This window comes from Algibacter sp. R77976 (genome assembly GCF_044594645.1).
Classification (GTDB): domain Bacteria; phylum Bacteroidota; class Bacteroidia; order Flavobacteriales; family Flavobacteriaceae; genus Algibacter_B.
Map to the genome: position 1 here is coordinate 2,466,951 of NZ_CP138989.1, position 26,253 is coordinate 2,493,203.

Genomic DNA, 26,253 nt, shown 5'->3' on the forward strand with positions numbered 1-26,253 from the left:
TTAATTCTTAACAATAAATTAGTTTTTTTTTACTATAAATGTTGAATTATTATTTTAGTAATCACTTTTGCTGCTGCTTCACTTCCTTTTTTTGAAGGATTATAATTGTCTGATCCATAATAATCAAACTTATGTGTTGTATCAAAGTATTTCTTCCAAACCTTTCCAACGGGTAATAATATCACATTATTTAGTTGTGCTGCTTTTTCGTGATTTTTTATAACACTCTCAAAGGTATCGTAGTAATCTAGTTTTGGCCAAACCATAAAATAGGCTAATAATACATTGTTTTCTTTGCAAATTTTACTGTATCTTTTTCCGTATTCAATGAGTACGGATTTTGATCTAGTTGTAGATGAAGGTCCTTGTTGAATAATAACTATATCGTATTTTTTGCTTTTTATTAGTTTTTGTACATCTCCTTTTTTCCAATGATTATATAAGGAGTGATTAGAAAAAGCAATCATTTTAGTCTCTATATTATAACCAGAATAACTTGCTCTTTTTTTTACCATAGATGGCAAATCATTTGTAGAAGTCAAGCTATTTCCTATAAATAGTATGTTGTGAGTAGCATTTCTATTCTGAGCTCCTGCAAAAAACACAAGAGATGTAAATAAAGTGACTGAAATTATATATTTTAAAAAGTGAGTAACCATATAGCTGTATTTAAAATTCTTAAAAAGAACACTTAAGTTTAATTTAAGTAGTTCTTAAAATATTTTAGTATTGCTGCTATATTAGTTTAGGGAAAACGTAAAATTATTTAGTTTAACATTAATTCTTATTTTTAAATTTATCAAAGTCAGATTCTGTATTGACTTTAGGAAAGCTATTATTTTCCATATTTACATCTGCAAATTCAAAATTAGGGTCTAAATTTACTTTACTTACTTCTTTGTCTTTAATAAATGTTTCTTGAATTTCATATTCATTTCTTCTCCAAATATCTGAAGGTAAAGTGTCTATTTCTGAAGTACCATCTGAGAAAATCCATTCTATGCTAACCGGCATTACAAGACCTCCTAAGTTTTTTATAGTTACCTCATAAATGTTTTTACCTGACACTTGCTTACGAACTTCTGGCTCGTTAATTCTAGATAAAAACTGACCATAAGCTTTATCTGGTGTAGTTGTCATGGTAATAACTTCGGGACCGTTTGAGAAGTCATTTGTTTCGGTTTCAGTATTATTACCATTTGCAGTTATTTTAATTTTCGAAGTGCTATTTTGATCTTCAATATTAGCGTTTTCTTCAAAAACCTTAAACCATTTTACATGGCTTAGTTCCATGTCAACATTATCGGTTGTAAAAAACCAACCTCTATAAAACCAATCTAAATCTGTAGCTGTTGCATCTTCTAAGGTTCTAAATAAATCACCAGGATTCGGGTGTTTGTATTTCCAACGGTTTGCATATTCTTTAAACGCTTCATCAAAAAGTTCTTTTCCAATTATAGAGTTTCTAAGCATTTGTAAACCAACAGTTGGTTTTTTATAAAAATTTGCACCAAATTGAGACATAAGCTCATTATCAGAGTTTGTCATAATTGGTCTTAAAATGTTTTTATCTCCACTCATAAACGGGACTATACTTTTTGGTGTTACGCTATTAAAACCTGGGTAACGTTCGGCAACGGTTCTTTGGTGAAGAAAAGTATTTAATCCTTCATCCATCCACATCCATTTACGCTCGTCTGAACTCACAATCATTGGAAACCAATTATGTCCTACTTCATGTATAATGGTTCCAATCATACCTTGTTTTGCTCTATCACTAATTTTTCCATCTTTAGGTCTTCCGCCATTAAAACTAATCATAGGGAATTCCATTCCAATATTAGAGGTGTTAACCGAAATACAAACAGGGTAAGGATAATCAAAAGTTGCTTCGGAATATACTTCTAAAGCGTGCATTATGGCCATAGTAGAAGATTCTTTCCAAACAGGCAAGCCTTCTTTTGGATAAAAAGACATAGCCATAACCGAATTAGTTGGTAGTTTTACCGCTTGCGCGTCCCATAAAAATTTTCTTGATGATGCAAAAGCAAAATCCCGAACATTTTTAGCTTGAAATTTCCATGTTTTTTGTTTTGTAGTTTTTTGTTTTGTAGATTTTTGTTTTTCGTTTGCTTCAGCTTCTTCTTTTGTTATAATCATTACAGGTTTATCAAAAGATTTTTTTGCTTGTTCTAGTCTCTTTCTTTGCGTTTTGGATAAAACAGATTCGCTATTTTGAAGTAAGCCCGTTGATGCAATAATATGATCTTCAGGAACTGTAATTTCTACTTCATAATCTCCAAACTCTAAAGCAAATTCGCCTAATTTTTGAAATTGTTGATTTTGCCAACCTTCAGTATCATTATAAACAGCCATTCTGGGGAACCAATGTGCTATAAGGTAAACTGTATTGTCGTCTTCCGGGAAATATTCATAACCTTCTCTAGATAACAAGTACATACTTCTGTCTGTAATAGGGTAAGACCATATGATAGAAATTTTAGTCGATTCTCCAGATTTTAAGGTAGTATTTAATTTTACTTTCATCATGGTGTTATTAACCATGGTTTTGATATTGTTCCCGCTATTGTCTTTTACAGATTTAATAGAATAACCAGCTGGAAAATCAATAGCTCTTGTTAAAAATTGCATTTGCCTAGTAGTCATAGAATCTCTCATTCTATTTCTAATAGATCCAAAATCTTCATTTTCTTTCTTATTTACATTTTGTTCTAATTGAATCCATAAATAGCTTAAATCATCAGGAGAATTATTAAAATAGGTAATAGTTTCTTCACCAGATAATATATTGGTTTTTTCATCAATAGTTGCCTTTATTCTATAATCGGCACGTTGTTGCCAATATGCTTTTCCTGGAGCTCCACTTGCAGTTCTGTATGTATTTGGGGGAGCAATCATATTATCAATAGGTTCAAACTTACCTTGCCATGGTTGGTTTTGAGCTTGAATATGGAGTACAAAAAAGAGTAGGAAACAGGTTAATGTTCTCATGATTTTAATAAATTAGAGTTAATGGAGCACAATATAATGAATAAAGTATTCTCTTTCTTACAATTAGAAATTTCGTTTTAATTTTTATAAACTTTTAAATTGTTCGTGTTATATTTTAAAGTTGCTTAAAGTAAAAGTGTTCAGTACATTTGTATTGAAAATAAGAAAATTGTATAACTAATTAAAAGGTTATTAAAAATATTTATATGAGTGATAAAAAAAAGCAGGTAGTAACATTTGATGTATTAATTGAAATACCTAAAGGAAGTAGAAATAAATACGAATATGATTTTACATTACATAAAATTAGATTTGATCGTATGTTATTTTCTTCTATGATGTATCCAGGCGATTACGGGTTTATTCCTGAAACTTTGGCGTTAGATCAAGATCCATTAGATGTACTCGTTTTAGGGCATCAACCTACTTATCCAATGGTAGTCATGGAAGTAAGACCAATTGGTGTGTTTTATATGACTGACGAAAAAGGACCAGATGAAAAAGTTATTTGTGTTCCTGTATCCGATCCAATTTGGAGCAATAAAGAAGATATAGCAGATTTAAACCCACATAGATTAAAAGAAATAGAACACTTTTTTCAAGTTTATAAAGACTTAGAGAAGAAAAAAGTTGATACAGGAGGTTGGGGAAATGCAAATGATGCAATTAAAATCTATCATGAATGTGTAAAACGATATGATGAAAGTGAGCACAAGAAAAAAAGAACGTTTACTATTTAATTAAATGATAAATTAAAAGTCAAAAAAAGTCATCTTATCCAAGATGGCTTTTTTTTGGTTATAAAAGTTACTAAAACCTTTTACTTATTGATAATAGTTATGATAAATTAAGAGGTGATACACAATTTCGATTAAAAATACAACTAAAAACTAACAAATGTCATAGTATTGAAAATATTATATTTTAATGGCGTTTCAGATACAATATCTTTAGTTAAAAGCGGCTTTTTTTATCACATTAATTTCCATACTTTTGAGAATGAAAAAATTAACATATTTAATAACTAACTAACTAATTTAATATGGAATTAATAGTAAAATTTTTACCCCTCTTTGGTGTTGCAGCTTTAATATTCGTTTTTCTAAAAAGCGGATGGGTATCTAAACAAGATGTTGGTAGCGAAAAAATGTCTCGTATAGCTAAGAATATCTCTGAAGGTGCTATGGCATTTTTAAAAGCCGAATACAAGGTTTTAGCAATTTTTGTTGCTGCCGTTGCGGTCTTACTGTTCTTTAAAGGGACAAATGAAGCAGGATCTAATGGCATGGTAGCAGTATCATTCATTATTGGAGCTATATGTTCTGCCTTAGCAGGATTTATAGGCATGAAAGTGGCAACCAAAGCTAATGTTAGAACTACTGAAGCTGCTAGAACCTCATTAGGGCGCGCTTTAGAAGTCGCTTTTGCGGGTGGAGCAGTTATGGGCTTAGGTGTTGTAGGTTTAGGTATCTTAGGATTGAGTGGATTATTTATTTTATATCAATCTGTGTGGCCAGGAGCAGAAAATTTATCAATGGTACTTAATGTACTGTCAGGATTTTCGTTAGGAGCTTCTTCTATTGCTTTATTTGCGCGTGTTGGTGGTGGTATTTATACCAAAGCGGCAGATGTTGGTGCAGATTTAGTAGGTAAAGTTGAAGCTGGTATCCCAGAAGATCATCCTTTAAACCCTGCAACCATTGCAGATAACGTTGGTGATAATGTTGGAGATGTTGCTGGTATGGGAGCAGATTTATTTGAATCTTATGTAGGTTCTATTATAGGTACAATGGTCTTGGGAGCTTTTATCTTAACACCAAATTTTGATGGTTTAGGAGCTGTTTATTTACCACTAGTTCTTGGAGCTGTTGGTATTATCATGTCTATACTAGGAACATTCTTCGTAAAAGTAAAAGATGGTGGAAACCCACAAACGGCATTAAATATTGGAGAGTTTGGTTCTGCAGGATTAATGGTTATTGCATCTTATTTTATAATTAATGCTTTAATTCCTGAAACTGTAGAAGGATTACCTTTTGGAGCAATGGGTGTATTTTGGGCAACAATTGCAGGTTTAGTGGCCGGTTTAGGTGTTGGAAAAATAACAGAGTATTATACAGCTACAGGTAAAAAACCTGTAATGTCTATTGTTGATCAATCAGATACTGGAGCAGCTACAAATATTATTGCTGGTTTAGGTGTTGGTATGATGTCTACAATGATTCCTATACTTTTAATTGCAGCTGCTATTATGGTATCTCATCATTTTGCTGGCCTATACGGTATTGCAATTGCTGCAGTAGGAATGTTAGCAAACACAGGAATCCAATTGGCGGTTGATGCTTACGGACCAATTTGTGATAATGCGGGTGGTATTGCTGAAATGGCAGAATTACCAAGTGAAGTTAGAGAGCGTACAGATAAATTAGATGCTGTTGGTAATACAACTGCTGCTGTTGGTAAAGGTTTTGCAATTGCTTCTGCTGCTTTAACGGCTTTAGCTTTATTTGCGGCTTTTATGAAGACTGCTGGTGTAGTTGCGATTGATGTGTCTCAGCCAAAAATTATGGCTGGACTTTTAGTAGGAGGTATGTTGCCATTTGTATTTTCTGCTTTGTCTATGAATGCTGTTGGTCGTGCTGCCATGGCCATGATTGAAGAAGTAAGACGTCAATTTAGAGATATCCCTGAACTTAAAGCGGCTTTAGGTGTTATGAGAAAATATGATTCTGATATGACTAAAGCTTCTGAAGCTGATAGAAAAATATTTGATGCTGCTGATGGTGTTGCAGATTATGGAAAATGTATTGATATTTCAACAAAAGCTTCTATTAAAGAAATGGTGTTACCAGGTTTATTAGCAATTGCTGTACCTGTTGCTGTTGGTTTCTTGGGAGGTGCTGAAATGTTAGGAGGGCTTCTTGCAGGTGTTACTACTTGTGGGGTTCTAATGGCCATATTCCAATCTAACGCAGGTGGTGCTTGGGATAATGCTAAGAAAACTATTGAAGAGCAAGGTAAAAAAGGAACAGATGCTCATAAAGCGGCTGTTGTTGGAGATACGGTAGGAGATCCTTTTAAAGATACGTCTGGTCCTTCTTTAAACATCTTATTAAAACTAATGTCGGTTGTTGCATTAGTAATTGCACCAAGTATTGCTATGTCATCTGATGATGTTTCAGCTTATGCAAATAATACAAATGTTATTGAACAAGTTGAAGTTTCTAAAGAAGTTAAAGTTGAAATGACAAAGAATGATGATGGAACTTCAAAAGCAGTAGTTACAACAGTAACAACTAAAAATGGTGAATCATCTACAAACTATGAAACTTTTGAAGGTACTGAAGCTGAAGTGAAAGCGAGTATTAATGCTTTAAAAGCAGATGGTAGAGACATTGTTGTTGAAACTAAAAAATCGTAAACGAACTAATGAATAGATTGTAAAAAAACAATTAATATTTCATTTTAACGTATAATAAAAACCACGCATTTGCGTGGTTTTTTGTATTTTTCAATGCAATTGAAAACGCACCTATGTTTAAAAAAGATCCTATTCAAATTATTGCCTTTCACACTTATGGTACTTCAAATCATTTATATTTAAGAGGAAGAGCAATAGAAGATGAAAGTATAAACTTAGAACATAAGGGTGCTTTTAAATTACTATTTAATGCTTGGAAACGATTTGAAACAGATGAGATTAAAAATGCTAAACTTCGCGTAAAGATTGGTGCCGATAAATACTATGACATTAAAACAGATAATAAAGGGTATTTTTTATTAGACGAAAAAGTTGAGGATTTAAGCTCCTATATTAATAAAACAGGATGGGTAAAGTTAGAGTTCTCTTTTCAAAATGAACACTTTACAAGAACCATTCAGTCAGAAAATAGATTCCCTGGAGAAATGCTTATTCCATCTAAAAACGTTTCTTTTGGTGTAATTAGTGATATTGATGATACCATATTGCATACAGGGTTAACTTCTGTTTTAAAATGGCGCGTATTAATTAATACCTTACTTACATCTGCTGGAAAGCGTTTGCCTTTGGAAGGCGCTCCAGAATTTTATCAATTTTTGCATCAAGGAAAAACAGGTCAAGAAGTTAATCCCATTTTTTATGTTAGCCACAGCCCATGGAACTTATATCGATATTTAGAATATTTTCTAAATAAAAATAATTTTCCTGTAGGTCCAATCATATTAAGAAGTTTTCCAAGACCTTTTTCAAAAAAAGCTAAAGGTGAAAAACCGCAAAAACAAAAAGAAATTGTCAATATTTTAAAGACTTACCCTAAACTGAAATTCATTCTTATTGGAGACATAGGCGAGCATGATCCTAAAATATACTTAGAAATTGCAACAAAAAATCCAGAACGAATTTTTGCCATTTATTTAAGAAGTGTAAAGCATAAACGTAAAATAGTTAAGGTAAAAGCACTTTATCAAAATTTTGATACCATTCCTGTTCTATTAATAGAAAATAGTAATCAAGCATTACAGCACGCAAAAAACCATGGGTTTATAAGGTAAATGTATGTAGCTTTCTAATAAATTTTTAAAATAAACCGTTAATTTCGGCATCAATAGTATTTATAACATGACCTAAGTCTTCGGGATCATCTACAAAGTTTAAATTATCAACGTCTATAATTAAAAGTTTTCCTTTGTTATAGCCATGTATCCAAGCTTCGTAACGTTCGTTTAATCGGCTTAAATAATCAATACTAATGGTGTTTTCATAATCACGACCACGTTTGTGAATTTGAGATACCAGATTAGGAATAGAGCTTCGTAAGTAAATTAATATATCTGGACCTTGTACTAAAGATTCCATTAATTCGAAAAGCGACTTATAGTTTTCAAAATCACGATTTGTCATTAAACCCATGGCATGTAAGTTAGGAGCAAAAATGTGCGCATCTTCATAAATGGTTCTATCTTGAATAATGGCTTTACCGCTTTCACGAATTTGTAAGACTTGGCGAAATCTACTATTTAAAAAATAAACCTGTAAATTAAAACTCCAGCGCTCCATTTGTGTGTAAAAATCATCTAAATAAGGATTGTCTACTACGTCTTCTAATTGCGCTTCCCAATTATAGTGTTTAGCTAATAATTTTGTGAGAGTCGTTTTTCCAGCGCCAATATTTCCGGCAATAGCAATGTGCATGGTGTTAATTAGGTTTTAGTTGATATTGTTGTAAGGTTTTATCTGTGTAAATATACAAGGTTTCATTGGTTACAAAAAACTGATTTATTAACAAATTTGAAGTTGTAATCGGTATGGTTGCATCATTATCTTTTTTTATATAAAACAAGTTGTTTTCTTTTTTCAAGATTATGTTGTCATTACTTTCAATTAATGCCGTATAGCCTAAGTTCGGCCTTTTGTTTATTAAACTGCCAAAATAATTGTAGGTGTATAGGTAGTTTTCTGTAAGCAACCAGCAAAAGTTGTAATTGCTCTTTAAATCAATTACTGTACTTTGTACAGGAGCAGTTTGCGCGCGAGTTGTTTTGGATTTATAGTCAAATAATTCTAATTTTTGCAAATCTTGATTAAATATCCAAATAGTATTATCATGTCCTGTAGAAACATGTAAAACATTTTTATAGTTTGATAGCGTATTAAAATCTATTTTAAATATTTCGGCTAACCTATTATCAAGTATAATTACTGTATTAAAATCTTTATAGAATAAATTGATTTTTAATGTGTTGAAGGCGTTTGCAGAATGTAATGTTCCTAATTGTAAATTATTATAAGAGATGGTGTTTGTATTCGTTTTTTTATAAAACACATCATCTTTTATATAATAAGATGTTCCAAAATTATCAATTGAAATTAAGGTATCAGCATGTAAATCTATTTTTTTAATAAATTTTGCTTCAAAAGATTCTTGAGCGAAAATTGAAAAAGATAAAAATAAGATGATGTAAAATATATATTTCATTACAGTTTGAAAAATACAAAAATCAAACCACAATTTTAGTTGGATATCAATAAATCCATCCTTAATATATTTGTTTCTTTTTTTAACTTAATATTAACTTTTAAGCATTAAACCGTTTGTTCTTAATTTTGTCAAAACAGATAGTTAACTATATGTTTTACTTTAAACTTCTTTCAATATGAAAATCAATATCAATACATTTTATGTTCTAATAGTAACTTTATTAGTAACAGTTTCATTTCAAGCTCAAGAATTTCAAGGAAAAGCTTATTATTTCTCTAAAACAACCATGGATCTTAGTCGATTTAATAGAGGTGGAGGAGAAATGACAGAGCAAAGAAAAAAAGAAATTGCTACACGTTTAAAATCTATGTTAGAAAAAACTTATGTACTAACGTTTAATAAAGAAGAGTCTATTTTTGTTGAAGATGAAAAACTATCATCACCAGTTTCTTCTGGCAGAGGCCCAGGTGGTTTTGGAAGTAACTTTTCTCCAGGCCCTCAGTACAAAAACATAAAAGAGCGTCTATATCTACAAGATCAAGAATTTTTTGGTAAGCAATTTTTAATTAAAGAAGAGATGCAGCCTTTAGAATGGAAAATGGGGTCTGAGACGAAACAAATAGGACAATATATGTGTTTTAAGGCAACAGCTACTAAAGTGTCTACTAATATTGACTTTGGACCACCAAGAAGAGGTGGCGATGAGCAAGATTCAGATAAATCAAAAGAAGACGATAAAAAAGAAGCAGCACCAAAAATGGACGAAGTAATTGCTTGGTATACACCGCAAATACCTGTTAGTCAAGGGCCTGCCGATTATTGGGGGTTGCCAGGTTTAATTTTAGAAGTAAGTGCAGGAAACAATACTATACTTTGTTCTAAAATAGTAATTAACCCAGAAGAAAAAACAGAAATTGTTGCACCAAGAAAAGGACAAGTTGTTACTCAACAAGAATATAAAGACATCATTACAAAAAAAATGGCTGAATTTAGAGAAAGTAGAGGGAGAGATCGTGGAGGAAGACCAGGTGGCGGAGGCGGTAGAAACTAAATATTCTAACAAGCAATACCAATCAAAAATGTTAAAGAAATTAATTCTTTTTACACTTCTATGTGTAACAAATTTATCTATTGCTCAAATTAAGCTAGAAGGTGTTGTAAAAGACAGTATAGGTACACCGTTAGAGTTAGCTAATGTTATAGCCATTAACCAAGAAACCAAAACATTACAGTCTTATGGGATTACTGATGAAAATGGTTTATTCAGATTGAGTTTATCCAAGAACGCAGCTTTTAGTTTACAGGTTAGTTACATTGGGATGAAAACGCATACAGAGACGATAACCACAAAAGAGGTTAATATTGATAAAGATATTGTTCTTGAAGCCGATAATGCTTTAGATGCCGTAGAATTAACTTATGAAATGCCTGTAACTGTTAAAGGCGATACCTTAATTTACAATGCCGATTCTTTTAAAAATGGTTCTGAACGAAAGCTAGAAGATGTTTTAGAAAAATTACCTGGAGTTGAAATAAATGATGACGGCCAAGTTGAAGTTGAAGGGAATGTAGTTAGCAAATTGATGGTTAATGGAAAAGACTTTTTTGATGGCGACACCAAATTAGGTATTAAAAATATCCCTTCGAATGCCGTTGATAAAATACAGGTGCTACGTAATTTCTCAGAAGTTGGTCAACTTAAAAGCGTGACCAATAATGAAGAAAATGTGGCTATTAATATAAAGCTTAAAGAAGGGAAAGAAAATTTTTGGTTTGGAAATGTTGCCGCTGGAGGTGGTGCATCTACAGATGATGAACTCTATATAGTACAACCAAAATTGTTTTATTACAGCCCTAAGTTTAGTTTAAATTTTATCGGCGATTTAAATAATACCGGCGATTTAGCTTTAACACGTCAGGATCTTCGTGGTTTTGGTGGTGGCTTTAGAGCGCCAAGTAGAAGCAGCGGTACCAGTATTAATTTAGGTGATAATAGTTTGGGTTTTTTAACCTCGCAAAGCAATGCCTTAGAGATTAAAAACAAATTGGCCGCAACAAACTTTAGTTATTCCCCAAACGAAAATTTAGATATTAGTGGGTTTGCTATTCTTAATAGTAATGATGTTTTATCAAGAAAAATAAGTTTTATAAGATATAATGAAACCACCGAACAAAATGAGCGTACCGAACAAAATAGCGAAGAGCGTTCTAACCAAGGCTTGTTAAAACTTAGTGCCGCTTATAAACCTAATATTCATAATCAATTAGATTACGATATTTTAGGGCGATTCTCAAAAGACACACAAAATCAAAACTTGTATTCATCGGTTCTTGGCACAACCACTCAGTTAGATGAAGCAACCCCTTTTAGTATTAGTCAAAGTTTGAATTATTATTATACCTTAAATGAAACTAATATTTTTGCTTTTGAAGGACAACATTTAATTAAAAATGAAGATCCGTTTTATAACGCGTTGTTGGTAAATAACCCAGATCCTGATGCAGAGCCTGATGCTTTTGATGAAACCGCTGATGCTATAGGGTTTCTAACAGATTTAGATTATTATGATGTTGGTCAAAACAAACTTATAAAGTCAAATCAAGTTGATGCTAAAATAGATTACTACAATATACTTAATGCAAAAAGTAATATTAATTTTACTTTAGGAACGATTTTTAGTAGACAAGAATTTAACTCTAACATCTTTCAGTTTTTAGGAGATGGAACTCAATTTGAGCCCACTCCAAATTTTAATGATGGTTTAGCCACAAATGATACCGAGTATAATTTTACTGATGTGTATTTAGGAGCGCATTATACTTTAAAATCTGGAAAATTTACATTTACACCAGGATTTTCATTACACGCTTACGGGAACAAAAACACCCAGTTTGGGGAAACCTACGAAGATAATTTCTTTAAATTATTACCAGATTTTGAAACTCGAATTCAGCTTAAAAAGAGTGAGAGTTTAACCTTGCGTTATCAAATGCAGAATCAATTTACCGATGTTACTAGTTTAGCTCAAGGCTTAGTGTTTAATAGCTTTAGTAGTATTCAATATGGAAATCCAGAATTACAAAATGCCTTATCGCATAATTTGAGTTTATTTTACAGAAGCTTTAATTTATTTAATTATACAAATGTGTATGCTAGACTTTCATATAATAAAAACATAGATCAAATACGAAGTCTTACAGATTTCGAAAACGTTATTAGAACAAGTACATACTTTAATTCTAATTTTGCTGATGAAAGTGTTTCGGCTAGCGGACGTATACAGCGTACTTTTGGTAAGTTAAGAGCAGCACTTTCAACAAGTTTAAACTATAGTAAAATTAACCAGTTTATTAATGGTGAACAGGAGGTTAATGAGCAATTTACACAAACGTATAGACCGGAGTTGCGTACTAATTTTAGAGAAGCTCCAAATGTAAGTTTGCGATATCGTTATAGTGTTTCAGAGAATAATTCTAATAAATTTATTACCAATGCGCCATCTATAAATTTTGATGCTTACATATGGAAATCGTTAACTTTCGAAACCGATTATACTTATAGCAATCAAGACGATGGTGAAAACGAATCGCAATCTTTTGAAACTTGGGATGCTTCTTTAGCATACAGAAAGAGCGAAGATTCAAAATGGGAATTCTTAATTAAAGCTACCAATTTATTGAATATAGATTCTAGAATTGGAAATAGTATTAATAATTTAGGAACTACAAGTTCCGAAACGTTTATTCAACCTCGATTTGTAACATTAAGAGTGCGTTACGAGTTGTAGCATAGTATATTAGATACCCTGAATTAATTTACGGGGTATCTTTTAAATTTTTATAATTTTTCTTTACTTCATTATTGAAATATGAACAACATGAAAAAAAACAAAAATTTATATTAAATACTTCAAATTATCTTTGCAGAATTAAGAAACAATAATATATTTGCGGTCAGTTTTGGGGAGATACTCAAGCGGCCAACGAGGGCAGACTGTAAATCTGCTGACTACGTCTTCGCAGGTTCGAATCCTGCTCTCCCCACTTAACTTGAAAAGTCTGCTTTGGCAGACTTTTTTGTTTTAAAATGGTTTCGAAATTTATTTCAGCATCTATTAATAAACAAAAATGTCAAGCTGTGATAACAGTATTGTTTTTTATTTTCAGGAGTGAGGAACTAGGATATTTAATCCTGCTCTCCCCAGGCATAAATAGAAAAAGCAAGCTAAATATAAGCTTGCTTTTTTATTTTGATTTTTATTAAAGGTTCGTTTAACGATGTTGTGCTTTCGTTATTTTTCTTGTTTTAAATAAGCATCAATAGCCTTAATTGTCTTTAGTCCTTCTTCGTGTAGTAACAGTCGCACTTTATGATTCAGTAAAATATTAGCTTTTGTCAAGCCAAAATTATCAGAAATTATTTTCTTTTGGTCTTTATCTAGGTTTATCAGGGAATTATAAAATTTATAAAATGATTTTTCATTCGAGTTTTCTTTCCACCTTTCCGGCATCCCAAGGTCTGACCCAGAACCTGTTTCAATTAAAGCATAAATATTATCACTAAATTTTAAGATGGAATTATTGTGTACGCTCTCTTCTTTTATTACTTCATCAAATAATCTATAGTAATATTGAATACTATTTCTTAAGGAATCTGAAGTAATGAGTCCTGTTTTGCCAGACGATTTCATGTCATCAAAAACTATATTTTTACCTTCAAACCAATAAATTCCAAATGCTTCACCTGACTTTGTGACTAATAAATTAGGGTCTGTAGCTATTGAATCTGAAAGCAAATAACGTCCCAAGAAAGTATAAGTATCTAATTTAACAGTATCCCCTTGAATAAGCCTTTCTAGTTCTGCTAAGTCCTGCTTAATATCTAATTGTATTCTAGCAAGGTATTTCTTTTCGTCACCTTTGTCTTTTTTTATATCATTAAGATTATTTAATTGCAGGGCAATAAGAATACCAATTACAACGAGAATAACTTCTCCTATAGCATAAATCAAATATTTACTGAGTTTATTTTCAGTTAATAGTTTTTGTCTAATTTTTCTAAAGAATTTTATCATGGGTTAGCGGTTAGTTTTAATGAAGCACAATACAAAAATAAAGTTCCGTTTCAATGAACTTTATAGGTTGTTAAACGAAGTTATCATTTTTTTCTCGCAAAGTCAAGCTAATTATGCTTCAAAAGTAGGAGGTACCACCAATAAAAAACAAAACATTTTTTATTCTATAATACGATATCCTATTAATACATTTTTATGCTAATATTTATTCAAAAAAAAACTCTGTAATTTAAAATTACAGAGTTTATATATTTATTAAAAAAGAAAAGTTATTATGCTTTTTTCTGTTTATTTATTTCGTCTTGTAATTGGCGTCTCACTTTTTGCTCACGCTCTAAAGCTGTTCTGCGGTGTTCGTTAAACTCTTCTTCAATTTCTGCTAAATCATGATTCGCTTTTCTAGTAATAGCATTACTGTTTTTAAATTTATAGATAAAGAAAACAAGTAAAGCTAATAAAGCTCCAACAATAGACCACATGAGCACATTATAACTGGTTTTGCTCATTTGTAAACCAAATAGCGCCATATTGTTTTTCTCAGAATTAGTGGTCTCTAAATCTGTTTGAGTATTTGAAAGGTTGGCTTTTAAATCTAAAATTTCTTTAGCTTGAGTTTTAACAACAGCTTGTGTTTCGGCTAAATTTTTATGTACCGTTTTTAAAGAATCTAAAGTATGCGCTCTTAAAGCTAAAAACATACTGCGTTTTACGGCTTCGTAAGGTTGGCCATTAGTGCCTTTAAAATTCCCAGATTTTTTAAGAATATACTCAAATTGTTTGTCTATTGTACTTTTGTATAAAGACAATCCATCGTCTTCTTGTTTTACTTGAGAGAATGAATTTAAGCTAATTAAGCAGGTAAAAACTATTAAAAATAAAGATTTGATAGGATTCATTTTAAATGATTTTTGGTTGTATTTGGATTGCGAATTTATAAAATATTGTTTATTAATTGATTATAAATCCTAAAAAAGCCTCATTTTATCGAGGCTAATTTATATACGGTTCAAATTTAAAAATAGATTTTAGTTATTTTTTTATTAATAATATGTAAAACGTCTAACCTTAGCTATATATTTTGCTAACCGAATAACTTGATGGCTATACCCATATTCATTGTCATACCAAATGTATAAAACAATGTTTTTCCCATCTTTTCGCACAATTGTTGCCTTACTGTCATAAATAGAAGGGGCAGAGCTTCCAACAATATCGCTAGATACTAATTCGTCGCTTAATTCATATTTAATTTGTTCAACTAAATCACCTTCTAAAGCATATTTTTTTAAAATAGTATTTACGCCATTAAGAGATGTTTTATTTTTTAATTCTAAATTTAAAATGGCTAACGATCCGTTTGGTACTGGTACTCTAATAGCGTTAGATGTTAATTTGCCTTCTAAACTTGGTAATGCTTTTGAAACAGCTTTTCCTGCTCCAGTTTCAGTAATTACCATGTTTAGACCAGCGGCTCTGCCACGACGGTATTTACTATGAAAATTATCGACTAAATTCTGGTCGTTTGTATAGGCGTGAATGGTTTCTAAATGGCCACTTTTAACACCAAAAGAATCTTCAACAACTTTTAAAATTGGTGTAATAGCATTTGTGGTACAAGAAGCTGCAGAAAAAATGTCTATATCGTCTGGATTGTATTCATTATGATTTACACCATGTACAATGTTAGGAATTTCTTTTCCTGGCGCGGTTAATAAAACCTTATGAACACCGTTAGACTTTAAATGTTTGCTCAACGCCGTTTTGTCTCTAAAAGCGCCAGTATTATCAATTACTAAAGCGTTGTTAATATTAAACTTAGTGTAATCAATATCTTCGGGGTTATTCGCAGAAATAATGTTAACAGTAGTACCATTTATAATTAATGCATTTTGTTTCGTATCAACAGTAACTGTTCCAGAAAAATCACCATGAATAGAATCATTTCGTAATAGCGACGCCCTTTTTTCTAATATTTTAGCATCAATTGTTCCTCTGGTAACAATGGCTCTTAGGCGTAACTGGCTGCCTTTTCCTGTTCTAGTCATAAGCTCTCTAGCAACCAATCTACCTATTCTACCAAAACCATAAAGGATAACATCTTTTGGTTCTATGCTGCCATTTTTACTAGCATCTTTTAATTTACTTACAACAAATGCTTTGGCATTATTATGTTTGTTATCTTCTAAATGGTACTCGTAAGTTAGTTTTCCAATATCCAGTTTTGCTGGCGGTACATGAAGTGCTTTAATGGCTTGCGCAATTTCAACCGAATCAAAAATTGAAATTGGCTTTTGAACAAATTCGCCTGCATATTCATGTAAGTTTAAAATCTGACTTACATTTCTATCTATAAGTTGGTTTCTAAATAAAACCAATTCTATTGATTTATCATACCATAAATCGCTTACTGCTTTAATAAATTCTACAGTAGCTTTTCTACGGTCTGCTTGAAAGGCTAATTCTTTTTCATAAGTTTTGTTAGAACCCATAGCTTAAATAGTTTAGTTTGTGGTGTTATATTTTGACGAAAATACCATATTTCAAACGTTTTCGTAAGCTATTTTAATAAAAAAAATAACCCTTCAAAAATTATATATTCGAAGGGTTAATTAATTCGTTAAACGTATTTTTTATCTAAAATTATAACGCTCTAAATCGCCATTACTATTTATAATTTCTAAGCGCAATGTTTCATTATCCGTTTGGGCTTTTAACGCCTTTTGTACATCATCTATATTTTTAACTTTCATATCGTTAATAGATGTGATTATGCAACCTGCTTCAATACCATTACGTTTCCAATAATCGGTATATTTAGAATTAAGTTTAGTAATCTTTACGCCGTATGTTACGTTGTATTTTTTTAAATCAGAAGATTTTGCATTCTTAATTGTACCAACAAGTGGCATACTAAAGATATCAGTTTTAGCAAGAGTCACAGGTATCGTTTTAATATCACCATCTCTAGATACTTTTAGCTTTACAACATCATCAGGACGTTTAGCACTTAAATGTCCTGTTAAGTCAGAGAATTTAGACACTTTAATATTGTCTATTTCTTTTATAATATCCCCTTTCTTAACCCCAGCTTTTTCTGCACCAGAGTCTTCAACAACACTATCTATATAAACACCTTCGGTATCTGGAACCCCAATTTTTTCAGCCATAATACTATTTAAAGCACCGCCTTGAATACCTAAAATACCATTTTGCACATTACCATATTCCATAATATCTTCAATTACCTTTCTGGCAATATTACTAGGTACAGCAAAAGAATACCCAACGTAAGAACCTGTTTGAGATGTTATAGCTGTATTAATACCAACCAATTCACCATTGGTATTCACTAAAGCACCACCAGAATTACCTGGGTTTACCGCAGCATCTGTTTGAATAAAAGATTGTCTACTGGTACCCGATAAATCTCTAGCCTTAGCACTAATAATACCAGCAGTAACTGTAGATGTTAAGTTAAAAGGATTTCCAACAGCTAAAACCCATTCGCCAATTTTCGCATTATCAGAGTCTGCAAAAGTTACAAATGGTAAGTCTTCATCGGCCTCAATTTTTAAAAGTGCAATATCCGTTTTAGGGTCAGCACCAATCAATTCAGCAGTATAGGTTTTATTATTATTTAATGTCACAGACAACTCATGCGCATTTTTAATAACGTGGTTGTTTGTAATAATATAACCATCAGAATTAATAATAACACCAGAACCAGTTCCCATTTGTGCACGTTCAGAACTTCTGCCAGAAAACAAATCTTGCATAGTAAATTGCCCAGAACTAAGTGTTACGTTTTTAACATGAACAACCGCGTTAACGGTGTTTTCTGCAGCAACCGTAAAATCTATTTTTTCTTCAGCACTAAATAAAGCATTTGTATTACTGGTTGGTAAAAAGTTGGCATTTGTGTTTTCCGCAGCTACCAAAACGGGTTTCTCTTCCTCTAAAAAAAGTTTGTAGGCTCCTAATGTGAAAATCCCACCTAAAGCCGATACCATTACTAACGTTAAAATCTTCTTCATATATTTAAGTTTAATTTTATTTTTCATTCCCGATAAGCCGGGAACCCTACTAACGATTAAAATTAATTAAATATTGAATTGGCTAAACTGTTTTAACTTTTTTTAACGTCAACTTTAACGACGCTTTAACAATCTTCTTTTTATTTATTTGGGCGTTACCACAAGGGTCGGGCTTTCCAATACAAGTCCGCGCTCGTGCCTCGCTGTGGGCTTTCCTCTGCAATCCCTAACGCAACTAAAATTCATGTTTATAAATTATTACCAAGTTTTTATATTTCAACAAAAAAATTAAAACACTTGTTTATCTTTGCTTCACATTATGCAGCAAACTTTTTATAAATACCAAGGCACAGGAAACGATTTTGTGATGATTGATAATTGTCAGCAAACATTCAATAAAAAAGACACCAAGCGTGTTGCTTTTTTATGTGATAGACGTTTTGGAGTGGGAGCAGACGGACTAATCTTGTTAGAAAACCATCCAGAATACGATTTTAAAATGGTGTATTATAATGCCGATGGTAACGAAAGCACCATGTGCGGTAACGGAGGGCGTTGTTTAGTGGCATTTGCAAAACAATTAGGCGTTATTACAGATAAAGCTATTTTCGAGGCTATTGATGGTTTGCATCATGCAAGTATAGAAGGAGATATTGTTAAACTTCAAATGGTAGATGTAGATACTATTGAGAGTTCTAAAAACCATATGTTTCTTAATACAGGATCGCCTCATCATGTTCAAATTGAAGAGGATATTGAAAATTTCGACATTAAAACTAAAGGATCTGGCATTCGTTATGGTGCTCCATATCATGAAGAAGGAACCAACGTTAACTTTGTAAAGAAACTATCAGATAGCACATTTAAAGTTAGAACTTACGAGCGTGGGGTAGAAGATGAAACATTAGCTTGCGGAACAGGTGTAACAGCGGTAGCTTTAGCTATGCATCATTCAGGTGAAACTAAAAGCGACCACATTAATTTAAATGTAGAAGGCGGCAAACTAGAAGTGTGTTTCAATTTAGAAAATGGCATCTATAAAAATGTATGGCTAATTGGTCCTGCAGTATTTGTTTTTAAAGGAATGATATGATAACTCTAAAAGGCGAAAATATATATTTAAGAGCCTTAGAGCCTGAAGATTTAGAGTTTATTCATACTATTGAAAACGACGAGTCTATTTGGGAAATTAGTAATACCCAAACACCATATTCTAGATTTCTAATTAAACAATACTTAGAGCACGCACATAAAGATATTTTTGAAGTTAAACAATTACGATTAGTAATTTCAAGTTATGATGATGTAGCTATAGGTATGATTGATTTGTTCGATTTTGATTTTAAAAACAGAAGGGCAGGCGTTGGTATTTTAATAAAAGAAACTGGTAATAGATTAAAAGGTTTTGGTCAAGAAGCGTTAAAGTTATTAATTGATTATAGCTTCAGGCATTTAGATTTGCATCAACTATATTGTAATATCTCAGAAGATAACGATGCCAGTTTAAAGTTGTTTACAAATCAAGGTTTTAAAAATATTGGATTAAAAAAAGATTGGAACTATGTAAATGGTTCTTATAAAAACGAATATTTATATCAACTTATTAATAATTAGTTAATAATTAAAAATGTATATAAAAAAAATACTCTTAGCAATTTTAGTCATTGGTCTTATTGTGGCTGCATATTTCGCAAACTTTGTTTACAAAGCCATGTTAAAACCAAACACCGCTTTTAATAACGAGTCGGCTTATATTTTTGTTCCTACAAAAGCAAAGTATGCTGAAGTTAGAGAGCAATTAGAGCCTTTGTTAAAAGATATTGAGTCTTTTGATGATTTAGCAGAACAAAAAAAGTATAACACCAATGTTAAAGCGGGTCGTTTCGAAATTAAAAAAGGAATGACTAACAACGATATTATCAATTCTATTAGAAGTAAAAATTTGCCAATAAAAGTATCTTTCAATAATCAAAGTACTCTTGAGAAATTGGCAGGTCGCGTTTCAAAAGAAATTGAAGCAGATAGTATATCGCTTCTAAATGCGATGAAGGATACTTCTTTTTTAACAGAAAACAAGTTTAAAGAAGAAACGGCTTTAGGTATGTATTTGCCAAATAGTTATGAGTTTTTCTGGAATACCTCTGCCGAAGCTTTTAGAGCACGCATGCTTAAAGAATATAAACGTTTTTGGACAGATGCTAAAATTAAAAAAGCAAATGATAATGGTTTATCCCAAGATCAAGTTATTGCATTGGCTTCCATAGTTTACGAAGAATCAAAACAAGCTTCAGAGCAACCAAGAATAGCAGGTGTTTACATGAATAGATTACGAATAGGTATGCCACTTCAAGCAGATCCTACATTAAAATTTGCAGCGTACAAGCTTCCAAAGTATAAGAATACCGTTATTAAACGTGTGTTGAACGTTCATAAAGACATTGTTTCACCTTACAATACCTACAAAAATAGAGGTTTACCACCAGGGCTTATAGCCATGCCTGATATTTCTGCTATTAATGCCGTTTTAAATTATGAAAAGCATAAATACGTTTATTTCGCTGCTGATGCTAAACGTTTCGGCTTTCATAAATTTGCTAAAACATTAGCGCAACATAATGTTAATGCCAGAGAGTACCATCGTTATTTATCATCTCAAGGGATAAATAAATAGTGCGTTTTTTTGGTTTAAAATATATTGTAGTTCTTGTTTTATTACCCATAATTTCTTTTTCTCAATCTAAACTAGATGGATTTTTAACACCAAGTGATACGCTTAATAAGCCTAGACGGAATGGGGTTGTTATTTCAGAAGCATCCATTGGCGCTTTAACGCTTGTTGGTTTAAATCAACTTTGGTACAAAGATTTCGAGCGTTCAAAATTCCATACCATTAATGATAATAATGAGTGGTTACAAATGGATAAATTAGGTCATGTATTTACATCTTATCAAATGGGTAAACATGGCGCACAAGTATTAAATTGGAGTGGTGTTAATAAGCGCGATCAATTAATATATGGAGCAACTTTAGGATTTACTTTTTTGACTGCTGTAGAAGTTTTGGATGGTTATTCAGAGGAATGGGGTTTTTCATGGGGAGATATTATAGCTAACGGCACAGGAACAGGCCTCTATGTTGGTCAAGAATTACTATGGAACGAGCAGCGAATTGCTTTAAAATACTCTTTTCATCAAACTAAATATGCAAAACTACGACCAGATAAGCTTGGTGAAACGTATTTAGAGCAAATTTTAAAAGATTATAATGGGCAAACGTATTGGTTGAGTGCTAATTTGCATTCTTTTTTTAAAGAAAGTAAAATCCCTAAATGGTTAAATATTGCGGTAGGCTACGGAGGCGAAGGGATGCTAACGGGAATAAAAGATATTGACAATCAGGTGTTAACAAATAATCAGCGCTATAGACAGTACTATTTAAGTTTTGATTTAAATTTGAATGCAATTAAGACGAATTCAAAATTGTTAAGGTCTGTTTTTGATGTTGTTAATATGATAAAATTACCGTTTCCTACTTTAGAAATCAATAAAAAAGGAACTGTATTTCATCTATTCTACAACTAAAAACTATACATAAGCGATTAATTTTGAAGTTATTAAAAAAAGGCTTACTTTTGCACGCTGAAATTTCAAGGTGTATTTTAATTTAAAAAATATGCTGAAAAAATTTAAAATTATGGTAAAAAATATTGCAAGTTACGTAACTATTACGCTTACAATATTAGCACTATTGTATGTGTCGTTTCAATCAAATGAAACAGTCGATTTAAGTAAATACTCTACTGAGGGTTTAGACTTAAATTACACAGTTAGTATTAATGCTCCTGAGAATGATAAACATTCGGCATTAAACGATTCAGATTTTGAATTCTCACCTTACTTAGGGAAATCTTTTGTTGGCTTTAAAGAAGCATTAGCTTTTAAAGAGTCTGGTGGCGATTATACTTCGGTTAATACTTATGGGTATTTAGGGAAGTATCAATTTGGATCTGAGACTTTAAAACTTATTGGAATTCATAATCCTGTGAAATTTTTAAAGAATCCTAGGTTACAAGAAAAAGCATTTATTGCTAATTCTGCTCGTAACAAATGGATTTTAAGACGTGATATTAAGAATTTTGTTGGAAAACGTATCAACGGTATTATAATTACAGAGTCAGGTATTATTGCTGCAGCTCACCTAGCAGGACCAGGAAGTGTAAAAAAATATTTAAGAAGTTATGGTTTAGATAATTTCTCTGATGGATACGGTACTACCATACATAATTACATGAAGCGTTTTTCTGGATACGATACGTCTTTTGTAAAAGCAAATAAGAAAGCTAAAGCTATATAGTAAGCTTAGCTTTTGTGAATAATAAATATGGTAGGTCTCTTATGTAGGTCTACTTTATTTTTTTTCCATTGGTTAGCAGTTTGTGTTTTTATAAACTCTGTACTTAAAGTTATATCGCAGGCTACACAAACATCGGTATGGTTCTCAAGAACAGCTGATAAATCTTCTAGCATTTTATTGTTTCGATATGGTGTTTCAATAAAAATTTGAGATTGATTTTGCTCAAATGATAAACGTTCTAATCGTTTAATTTCAGATTTTCGTTCGCCTTTATCAATAGGAAGATACCCGTTAAAGGTAAAACTCTGTCCATTCATTCCAGAACTCATAATGGCCATTAAAATTGAAGAAGGACCAACTAATGGCACAATTTTTATGTTTTTTTGATGCGCAATTTTTACGATTTCTGCTCCAGGATCTGCTACACCAGGACAACCTGCTTCAGATAATAAACCCACATCAGTTCCATGCAGGCATGGATTTAAAAATGATGGAAAATCAGCTTCATCTGTAAACTTGTTTAAATGAAACATGTTTAATGATGGTTGCGATTTCTCTGGGCTAATTTTTTTTATAAAACGTCTAGCAGTTTTGTCATTTTCAACAATAAAAGTATCTATGCTATCTATAGTCTGTTTTACAGTAATAGGCAAAACATCAAGAGGGTTGTTGTCTCCTAATGTAGTTGGAATAAGGTATAATTTGCCAATGGTATTCATTTCAATTTATAATAATTTTTCAGCAACTAGTTCGCATGCTTCATCTAGCATTTGGAAAACGTTTTCAAAACCATGATCACCACCGTAATAAGGATCTGGAACTTCAAAGTTTTTTCCGGGATGTGTTTCGTTTAATATGAATTTTACTTTAGCAACATCTTCATCGTGTCTTGCTAGTTTAATTACATTTTGATAATTAGACGTATCCATAACGTAAATTAAATCAAAAGTATCAAAATCTGAAACATTAAATTGTCGCCCTTGTAATTTAGAAATATCTAGGCCATATTTTCTTGCTACTGCAATAGAGCGTTTGTCTGGAGCACTCCCTGAATGATAGTTGGCAGTTCCAGCAGAATCAACTATAAAATCTTTAGATAGTTTTGACTTTAAAATACCTTCAGCTAGAGGAGAACGACAAATGTTTCCTAAGCAAACCATTAAAATATTAGTCATGATTAGTGTATAACTTAAACAGAAAGTTTTTTACCAATATCTTCAACGTATTTTCTAAATTGTTTATCTGTTGAAGATAAATTGTCTACTGTTTTACAAGCGTGTAATACTGTAGCATGATTTCTTTTTCCAATTTGAGAACCAATACTAGCAAGAGACGCTTTAGTGAATTTTTTAGCAAAAAACATAGCTAATTGGCGTGCCTGAACAATATGACGTTTTCTAGTTTTAGATTGAAGTGTATCAATATCCATTTGGAAATAATCTGATACTACTTTTTGTATATAATCAATAGAAACTTCACGCTTCGTATTCTTAACAAATTTCTCTACTATGGTTCTAGCTAAATCAAGAGTGATTTCTTTTTTGTTGAATGACGATTGAGCAATTAACGAAATGATAGCACCTTCAAGCTCTCTAACATTAGATTTAATGTTTTTTGCTACATACTCAACAATATCATCTGGCATTTCAACACCATCACGATATAATTTATTTTTCAAGATAGAAACACGAGTTTCAAAATCAGGATTTTGCAATTCTGCAGATAGTCCCCATTTAAAACGAGAATAATAAACGTTGTTCAATATCTTGCATATCAACAGGAGCTTTGTCACTAGTTAAAATAACTTGCTTACCGTTTTGGTGTAAGTGATTGAATATATGGAAGAATACATCTTGTGTTCCAGTTTTACCAGACAAGAATTGTACATCGTCAATAATAAGGACATCTATAATTTGATAAAAATGAATAAAATCATTTCTATTATTCTTTTTTACGGCGTCAATATATTGTTGCGTAAATTTCTCAGCAGAAATATATAAAACTGTTTTTTCGGGATATTTATCTTTTATATCAACACCAATAGCATGAGCTAAATGTGTTTTACCTAGCCCAACACCACCAAAAATTAATAGTGGGTTAAAAGACGTCCCACCAGGCTTATTAGCAACTGCTAAACCAGCACTTCTAGCCAATCTATTAGAATCACCTTCTAAAAAGTTTTCGAAACTATAATTTGGATTAAGTTGAGATTCAATTTTCACATTTCTAATACCAGGAATTACAAACGGATTACGTAATTCAGGGCTCTTATTCTTTAAAGGAACATCAACATCTTGAGATTTTAAAGCACCTCTATTAGAGCTAGGAATTTTTTCAGTAAAAGGTTGTTTATTACCATATGTGTTTTCCATTTTTATAATGTAAACAAGTCTGGCAGTTTCTCCTAATTCTTTAGTAAGTGAAACTTTAAGGATTTTAACATAATGCTCTTCAAGCCATTCGTAAAAGAATTTACTAGGGACTTGAATACTTAAAGACGTATCAGTAAGTTTAACTGCTTTTATTGGTTCAAACCAAGTTTTGTATGCTTGCGGTTGGATATTATCCTTTATAAAATCTAGACAGTTATTCCAAACCGATTGCGCAGTTACACTCATGTTTTAAGTTTTGTTGTGTATTTTAGTTAGAAATTATATGAAAAATGAATTTCATACCCCCTTTTTAATCTGTGGCAAATATGTGAACAAAATTCTTAAAAAAAAAATGAAATTCTATTGAATTTTAAGAAATTTTTCCTCATGTTTATACTCTTGCCGAATCTACAAAAAAATATTCAATAAAGCTTATGAAAATCGATGAAATACAAATAAGAGTGAGATACGGTGAAACTGACCAAATGGGAGTGGTTTACCACGGCAACTATGCATTATATCTTGAAATGGGAAGAATTGAGTGGTTAAGAAAACTTGGGGTTTCTTATAAGTCTATGGAGGAAAACGGTATTATGTTACCGGTAGTTTCTTTAAACATAAACTATAAAAAACCAGCGGGTTATGATGAGGTAATTAATGTAAAAACTCAACTAAAAAAATGGCCAACTGCTAAGATTGAATTTGAGTACGAAATTACAAATCAAAATGGTGAGATTTTAACTACTGCAAGCACGATTTTGGTGTTTGTGGATATGAAAACAGGTAGGCCAACAAAAGCACCAAATTATATTTTAGACTTGCTAGAAGACTAAATTATAGCTTTTTTATATGGATTTCGTAAAGCCGATTAAAAATCTCGAAAATAGCTTCTGATTCATTTTTTCTTATTGAAATTGTGATTTTGCAATCCATCTCTAGTACTTGTTTTATGATATTAAGTTTTTTTTCTTTGATTACCCGCATTACGGTATTCATGTTTTTGTAATCAAAAGAAATTAAATAATCAATATTGATTGTCTTTTCAATAATATTTGCTGTTTCTAAGGACATTTGAGCTGCTGTTCGGTAGGCATTTATTAATCCGCCAACCCCAAGTTTAACACCACCAAAATATCTAACAACTACTATTAATATATTTGTTACATCGAAAGATTGTATTTGTCCATAGATAGGCATACCTGCAGAATTACTAGGTTCGCCATCATCATTTGCGCGATAGGCTATTGTTTCCGTTCCAATTTGGTAAGCATAACACCAATGCCTTGCTGAATGATGTTCTTTTTTTAATTTTTCTAAATTAATTTTTACATCTTCTTCTGTTAAAACTGGGAATGCGTAACCAAAAAACTTGCTGTTCTTGTCTTTGAATAAAACAGATTCTGGAATGCTTTCAATAGTTTTATATGTATCCTTTTCAATCAATTT

At 31.6% G+C, this 26,253-nt stretch carries 22 protein-coding genes, 1 tRNA gene and 1 pseudogene; 12 read left to right on the plus strand and 12 right to left on the minus strand.

From position 1 onward, the window contains the following. Positions 1-32: 32 nt before the first annotated feature. Both SJY43_RS10545 and SJY43_RS10550 read right to left on the minus strand, forming a co-directional pair. Positions 33-659 carry an SGNH/GDSL hydrolase family protein gene (locus tag SJY43_RS10545; RefSeq protein ID WP_396600701.1) on the minus strand — a complete coding sequence of 209 codons (627 nt, stop codon included), beginning with the start codon at positions 657-659 and terminating at the stop codon, positions 33-35. 118 nt (positions 660-777) lie between these two features. Next, positions 778-3,012, minus strand: a complete 2,235-nt coding sequence (locus SJY43_RS10550; protein WP_396600702.1) for a M1 family metallopeptidase — start codon at positions 3,010-3,012, stop codon at positions 778-780. 206 nt (positions 3,013-3,218) lie between these two features. On the opposite strand from SJY43_RS10550, the gene SJY43_RS10555 reads away from it, so the two are divergent. The 3 genes from SJY43_RS10555 to SJY43_RS10565 all read left to right on the plus strand — a co-directional run bounded on the left by SJY43_RS10555 (position 3,219) and on the right by SJY43_RS10565 (position 7,545). Then, complete coding sequence (locus tag SJY43_RS10555; RefSeq protein ID WP_396600703.1) at positions 3,219-3,752, plus strand: inorganic diphosphatase; 534 nt, start codon at positions 3,219-3,221, stop codon at positions 3,750-3,752. 302 nt (positions 3,753-4,054) lie between these two features. Then, positions 4,055-6,433 (plus strand): sodium-translocating pyrophosphatase, encoded by a 2,379-nt coding sequence (locus tag SJY43_RS10560; RefSeq protein ID WP_396600704.1) that lies wholly within the window; start codon positions 4,055-4,057, stop codon positions 6,431-6,433. A gap of 113 nt (positions 6,434-6,546) precedes the next feature. Continuing rightward, the gene (locus SJY43_RS10565; protein ID WP_396600705.1) at positions 6,547-7,545 is read left to right on the plus strand and encodes an App1 family protein; all 999 of its coding nucleotides are present in this window, start codon (positions 6,547-6,549) and stop codon (positions 7,543-7,545) included. A gap of 25 nt (positions 7,546-7,570) precedes the next feature. Here SJY43_RS10565 and SJY43_RS10570 read toward each other — a convergent pair whose 3' ends face one another. After that, entirely contained in the window at positions 7,571-8,185 is a 615-nt protein-coding gene (locus tag SJY43_RS10570; protein ID WP_396600706.1) for a deoxynucleoside kinase, read from the minus strand. A gap of 4 nt (positions 8,186-8,189) precedes the next feature. Beyond that, positions 8,190-8,969, minus strand: a complete 780-nt coding sequence (locus SJY43_RS10575) for a hypothetical protein (RefSeq protein WP_396600707.1) — start codon at positions 8,967-8,969, stop codon at positions 8,190-8,192. 178 nt (positions 8,970-9,147) lie between these two features. Here SJY43_RS10575 and SJY43_RS10580 point away from each other — a divergent pair, with 178 nt between their 5' ends. From SJY43_RS10580 to SJY43_RS10590, 3 genes are all read left to right on the plus strand, one after another. Next, complete coding sequence (locus SJY43_RS10580; RefSeq protein ID WP_396600708.1) at positions 9,148-10,023, plus strand: GLPGLI family protein; 876 nt, start codon at positions 9,148-9,150, stop codon at positions 10,021-10,023. A 28-nt stretch (positions 10,024-10,051) separates the two neighbouring features. Continuing rightward, a complete protein-coding gene (locus tag SJY43_RS10585) occupies positions 10,052-12,760 on the plus strand; it encodes a carboxypeptidase regulatory-like domain-containing protein (RefSeq protein ID WP_396600709.1) in 2,709 nt (902 codons plus the stop codon). 174 nt (positions 12,761-12,934) lie between these two features. Next, positions 12,935-13,016 (plus strand) — tRNA-Tyr (locus SJY43_RS10590). A 248-nt stretch (positions 13,017-13,264) separates the two neighbouring features. Here SJY43_RS10590 and SJY43_RS10595 read toward each other — a convergent pair. From SJY43_RS10595 to SJY43_RS10610, 4 genes are all read right to left on the minus strand, one after another. After that, on the minus strand, positions 13,265-14,047 hold the full coding sequence (locus SJY43_RS10595; RefSeq protein WP_396600710.1) for a DUF6090 family protein: 783 nt from the start codon (positions 14,045-14,047) through the stop codon (positions 13,265-13,267). Positions 14,048-14,319: 272 nt separating this feature from the next. Next, the gene (locus SJY43_RS10600; RefSeq protein ID WP_396600711.1) at positions 14,320-14,943 is read right to left on the minus strand and encodes a tRNA (guanine-N1)-methyltransferase; all 624 of its coding nucleotides are present in this window, start codon (positions 14,941-14,943) and stop codon (positions 14,320-14,322) included. A gap of 144 nt (positions 14,944-15,087) precedes the next feature. Next, positions 15,088-16,536, minus strand: coding sequence for a glyceraldehyde-3-phosphate dehydrogenase (locus SJY43_RS10605; protein WP_396600712.1), 1,449 nt, complete (start codon positions 16,534-16,536; stop codon positions 15,088-15,090). A gap of 141 nt (positions 16,537-16,677) precedes the next feature. Next, the gene (locus tag SJY43_RS10610) at positions 16,678-18,081 is read right to left on the minus strand and encodes a trypsin-like peptidase domain-containing protein (protein ID WP_396600713.1); all 1,404 of its coding nucleotides are present in this window, start codon (positions 18,079-18,081) and stop codon (positions 16,678-16,680) included. A 319-nt stretch (positions 18,082-18,400) separates the two neighbouring features. On the opposite strand from SJY43_RS10610, the gene dapF reads away from it, so the two are divergent. The 5 genes from dapF to SJY43_RS10635 all read left to right on the plus strand — a co-directional run bounded on the left by dapF (position 18,401) and on the right by SJY43_RS10635 (position 22,435). Beyond that, positions 18,401-19,174: a diaminopimelate epimerase gene (dapF, locus tag SJY43_RS10615; protein WP_396600714.1), complete on the plus strand. Its 774-nt coding sequence runs from the start codon at positions 18,401-18,403 to the stop codon at positions 19,172-19,174. After that, positions 19,171-19,695 carry a GNAT family N-acetyltransferase gene (locus SJY43_RS10620; protein WP_396600715.1) on the plus strand — a complete coding sequence of 175 codons (525 nt, stop codon included), beginning with the start codon at positions 19,171-19,173 and terminating at the stop codon, positions 19,693-19,695. The genes dapF and SJY43_RS10620 overlap by 4 nt, the downstream gene beginning before the upstream one ends. 13 nt (positions 19,696-19,708) lie before the next feature. Next, positions 19,709-20,752 (plus strand): endolytic transglycosylase MltG, encoded by a 1,044-nt coding sequence (gene mltG / locus SJY43_RS10625; RefSeq protein ID WP_396600716.1) that lies wholly within the window; start codon positions 19,709-19,711, stop codon positions 20,750-20,752. Then, positions 20,752-21,663: a DUF2279 domain-containing protein gene (locus SJY43_RS10630; protein ID WP_396600717.1), complete on the plus strand. Its 912-nt coding sequence runs from the start codon at positions 20,752-20,754 to the stop codon at positions 21,661-21,663. Before mltG ends, SJY43_RS10630 begins: the two co-directional genes overlap by 1 nt. Positions 21,664-21,775: 112 nt before the next feature. Beyond that, positions 21,776-22,435, plus strand: a complete 660-nt coding sequence (locus SJY43_RS10635; RefSeq protein ID WP_396600718.1) for a peptidoglycan-binding protein LysM — start codon at positions 21,776-21,778, stop codon at positions 22,433-22,435. A gap of 5 nt (positions 22,436-22,440) precedes the next feature. On the opposite strand, the gene SJY43_RS10640 is transcribed toward SJY43_RS10635, so the two are convergent. The 3 genes and pseudogenes from SJY43_RS10640 to dnaA all read right to left on the minus strand — a co-directional run bounded on the left by SJY43_RS10640 (position 22,441) and on the right by dnaA (position 25,053). After that, positions 22,441-23,154: an SAM-dependent methyltransferase gene (locus SJY43_RS10640; protein WP_396600719.1), complete on the minus strand. Its 714-nt coding sequence runs from the start codon at positions 23,152-23,154 to the stop codon at positions 22,441-22,443. 6 nt (positions 23,155-23,160) lie between these two features. Beyond that, the gene (locus SJY43_RS10645; RefSeq protein WP_396600720.1) at positions 23,161-23,610 is read right to left on the minus strand and encodes a low molecular weight protein-tyrosine-phosphatase; all 450 of its coding nucleotides are present in this window, start codon (positions 23,608-23,610) and stop codon (positions 23,161-23,163) included. Positions 23,611-23,624: 14 nt separating this feature from the next. Further along, positions 23,625-25,053: pseudogene (gene dnaA, locus SJY43_RS10650) on the minus strand (chromosomal replication initiator protein DnaA). A 188-nt stretch (positions 25,054-25,241) separates the two neighbouring features. Here dnaA and SJY43_RS10655 point away from each other — a divergent pair. Further along, positions 25,242-25,640 (plus strand): acyl-CoA thioesterase, encoded by a 399-nt coding sequence (locus SJY43_RS10655; RefSeq protein ID WP_396600721.1) that lies wholly within the window; start codon positions 25,242-25,244, stop codon positions 25,638-25,640. A 1-nt stretch (position 25,641) separates the two neighbouring features. Here SJY43_RS10655 and SJY43_RS10660 read toward each other — a convergent pair whose 3' ends face one another. Then, entirely contained in the window at positions 25,642-26,250 is a 609-nt protein-coding gene (locus tag SJY43_RS10660; protein ID WP_396600722.1) for an IMPACT family protein, read from the minus strand. Positions 26,251-26,253: the final 3 nt, after the last annotated feature.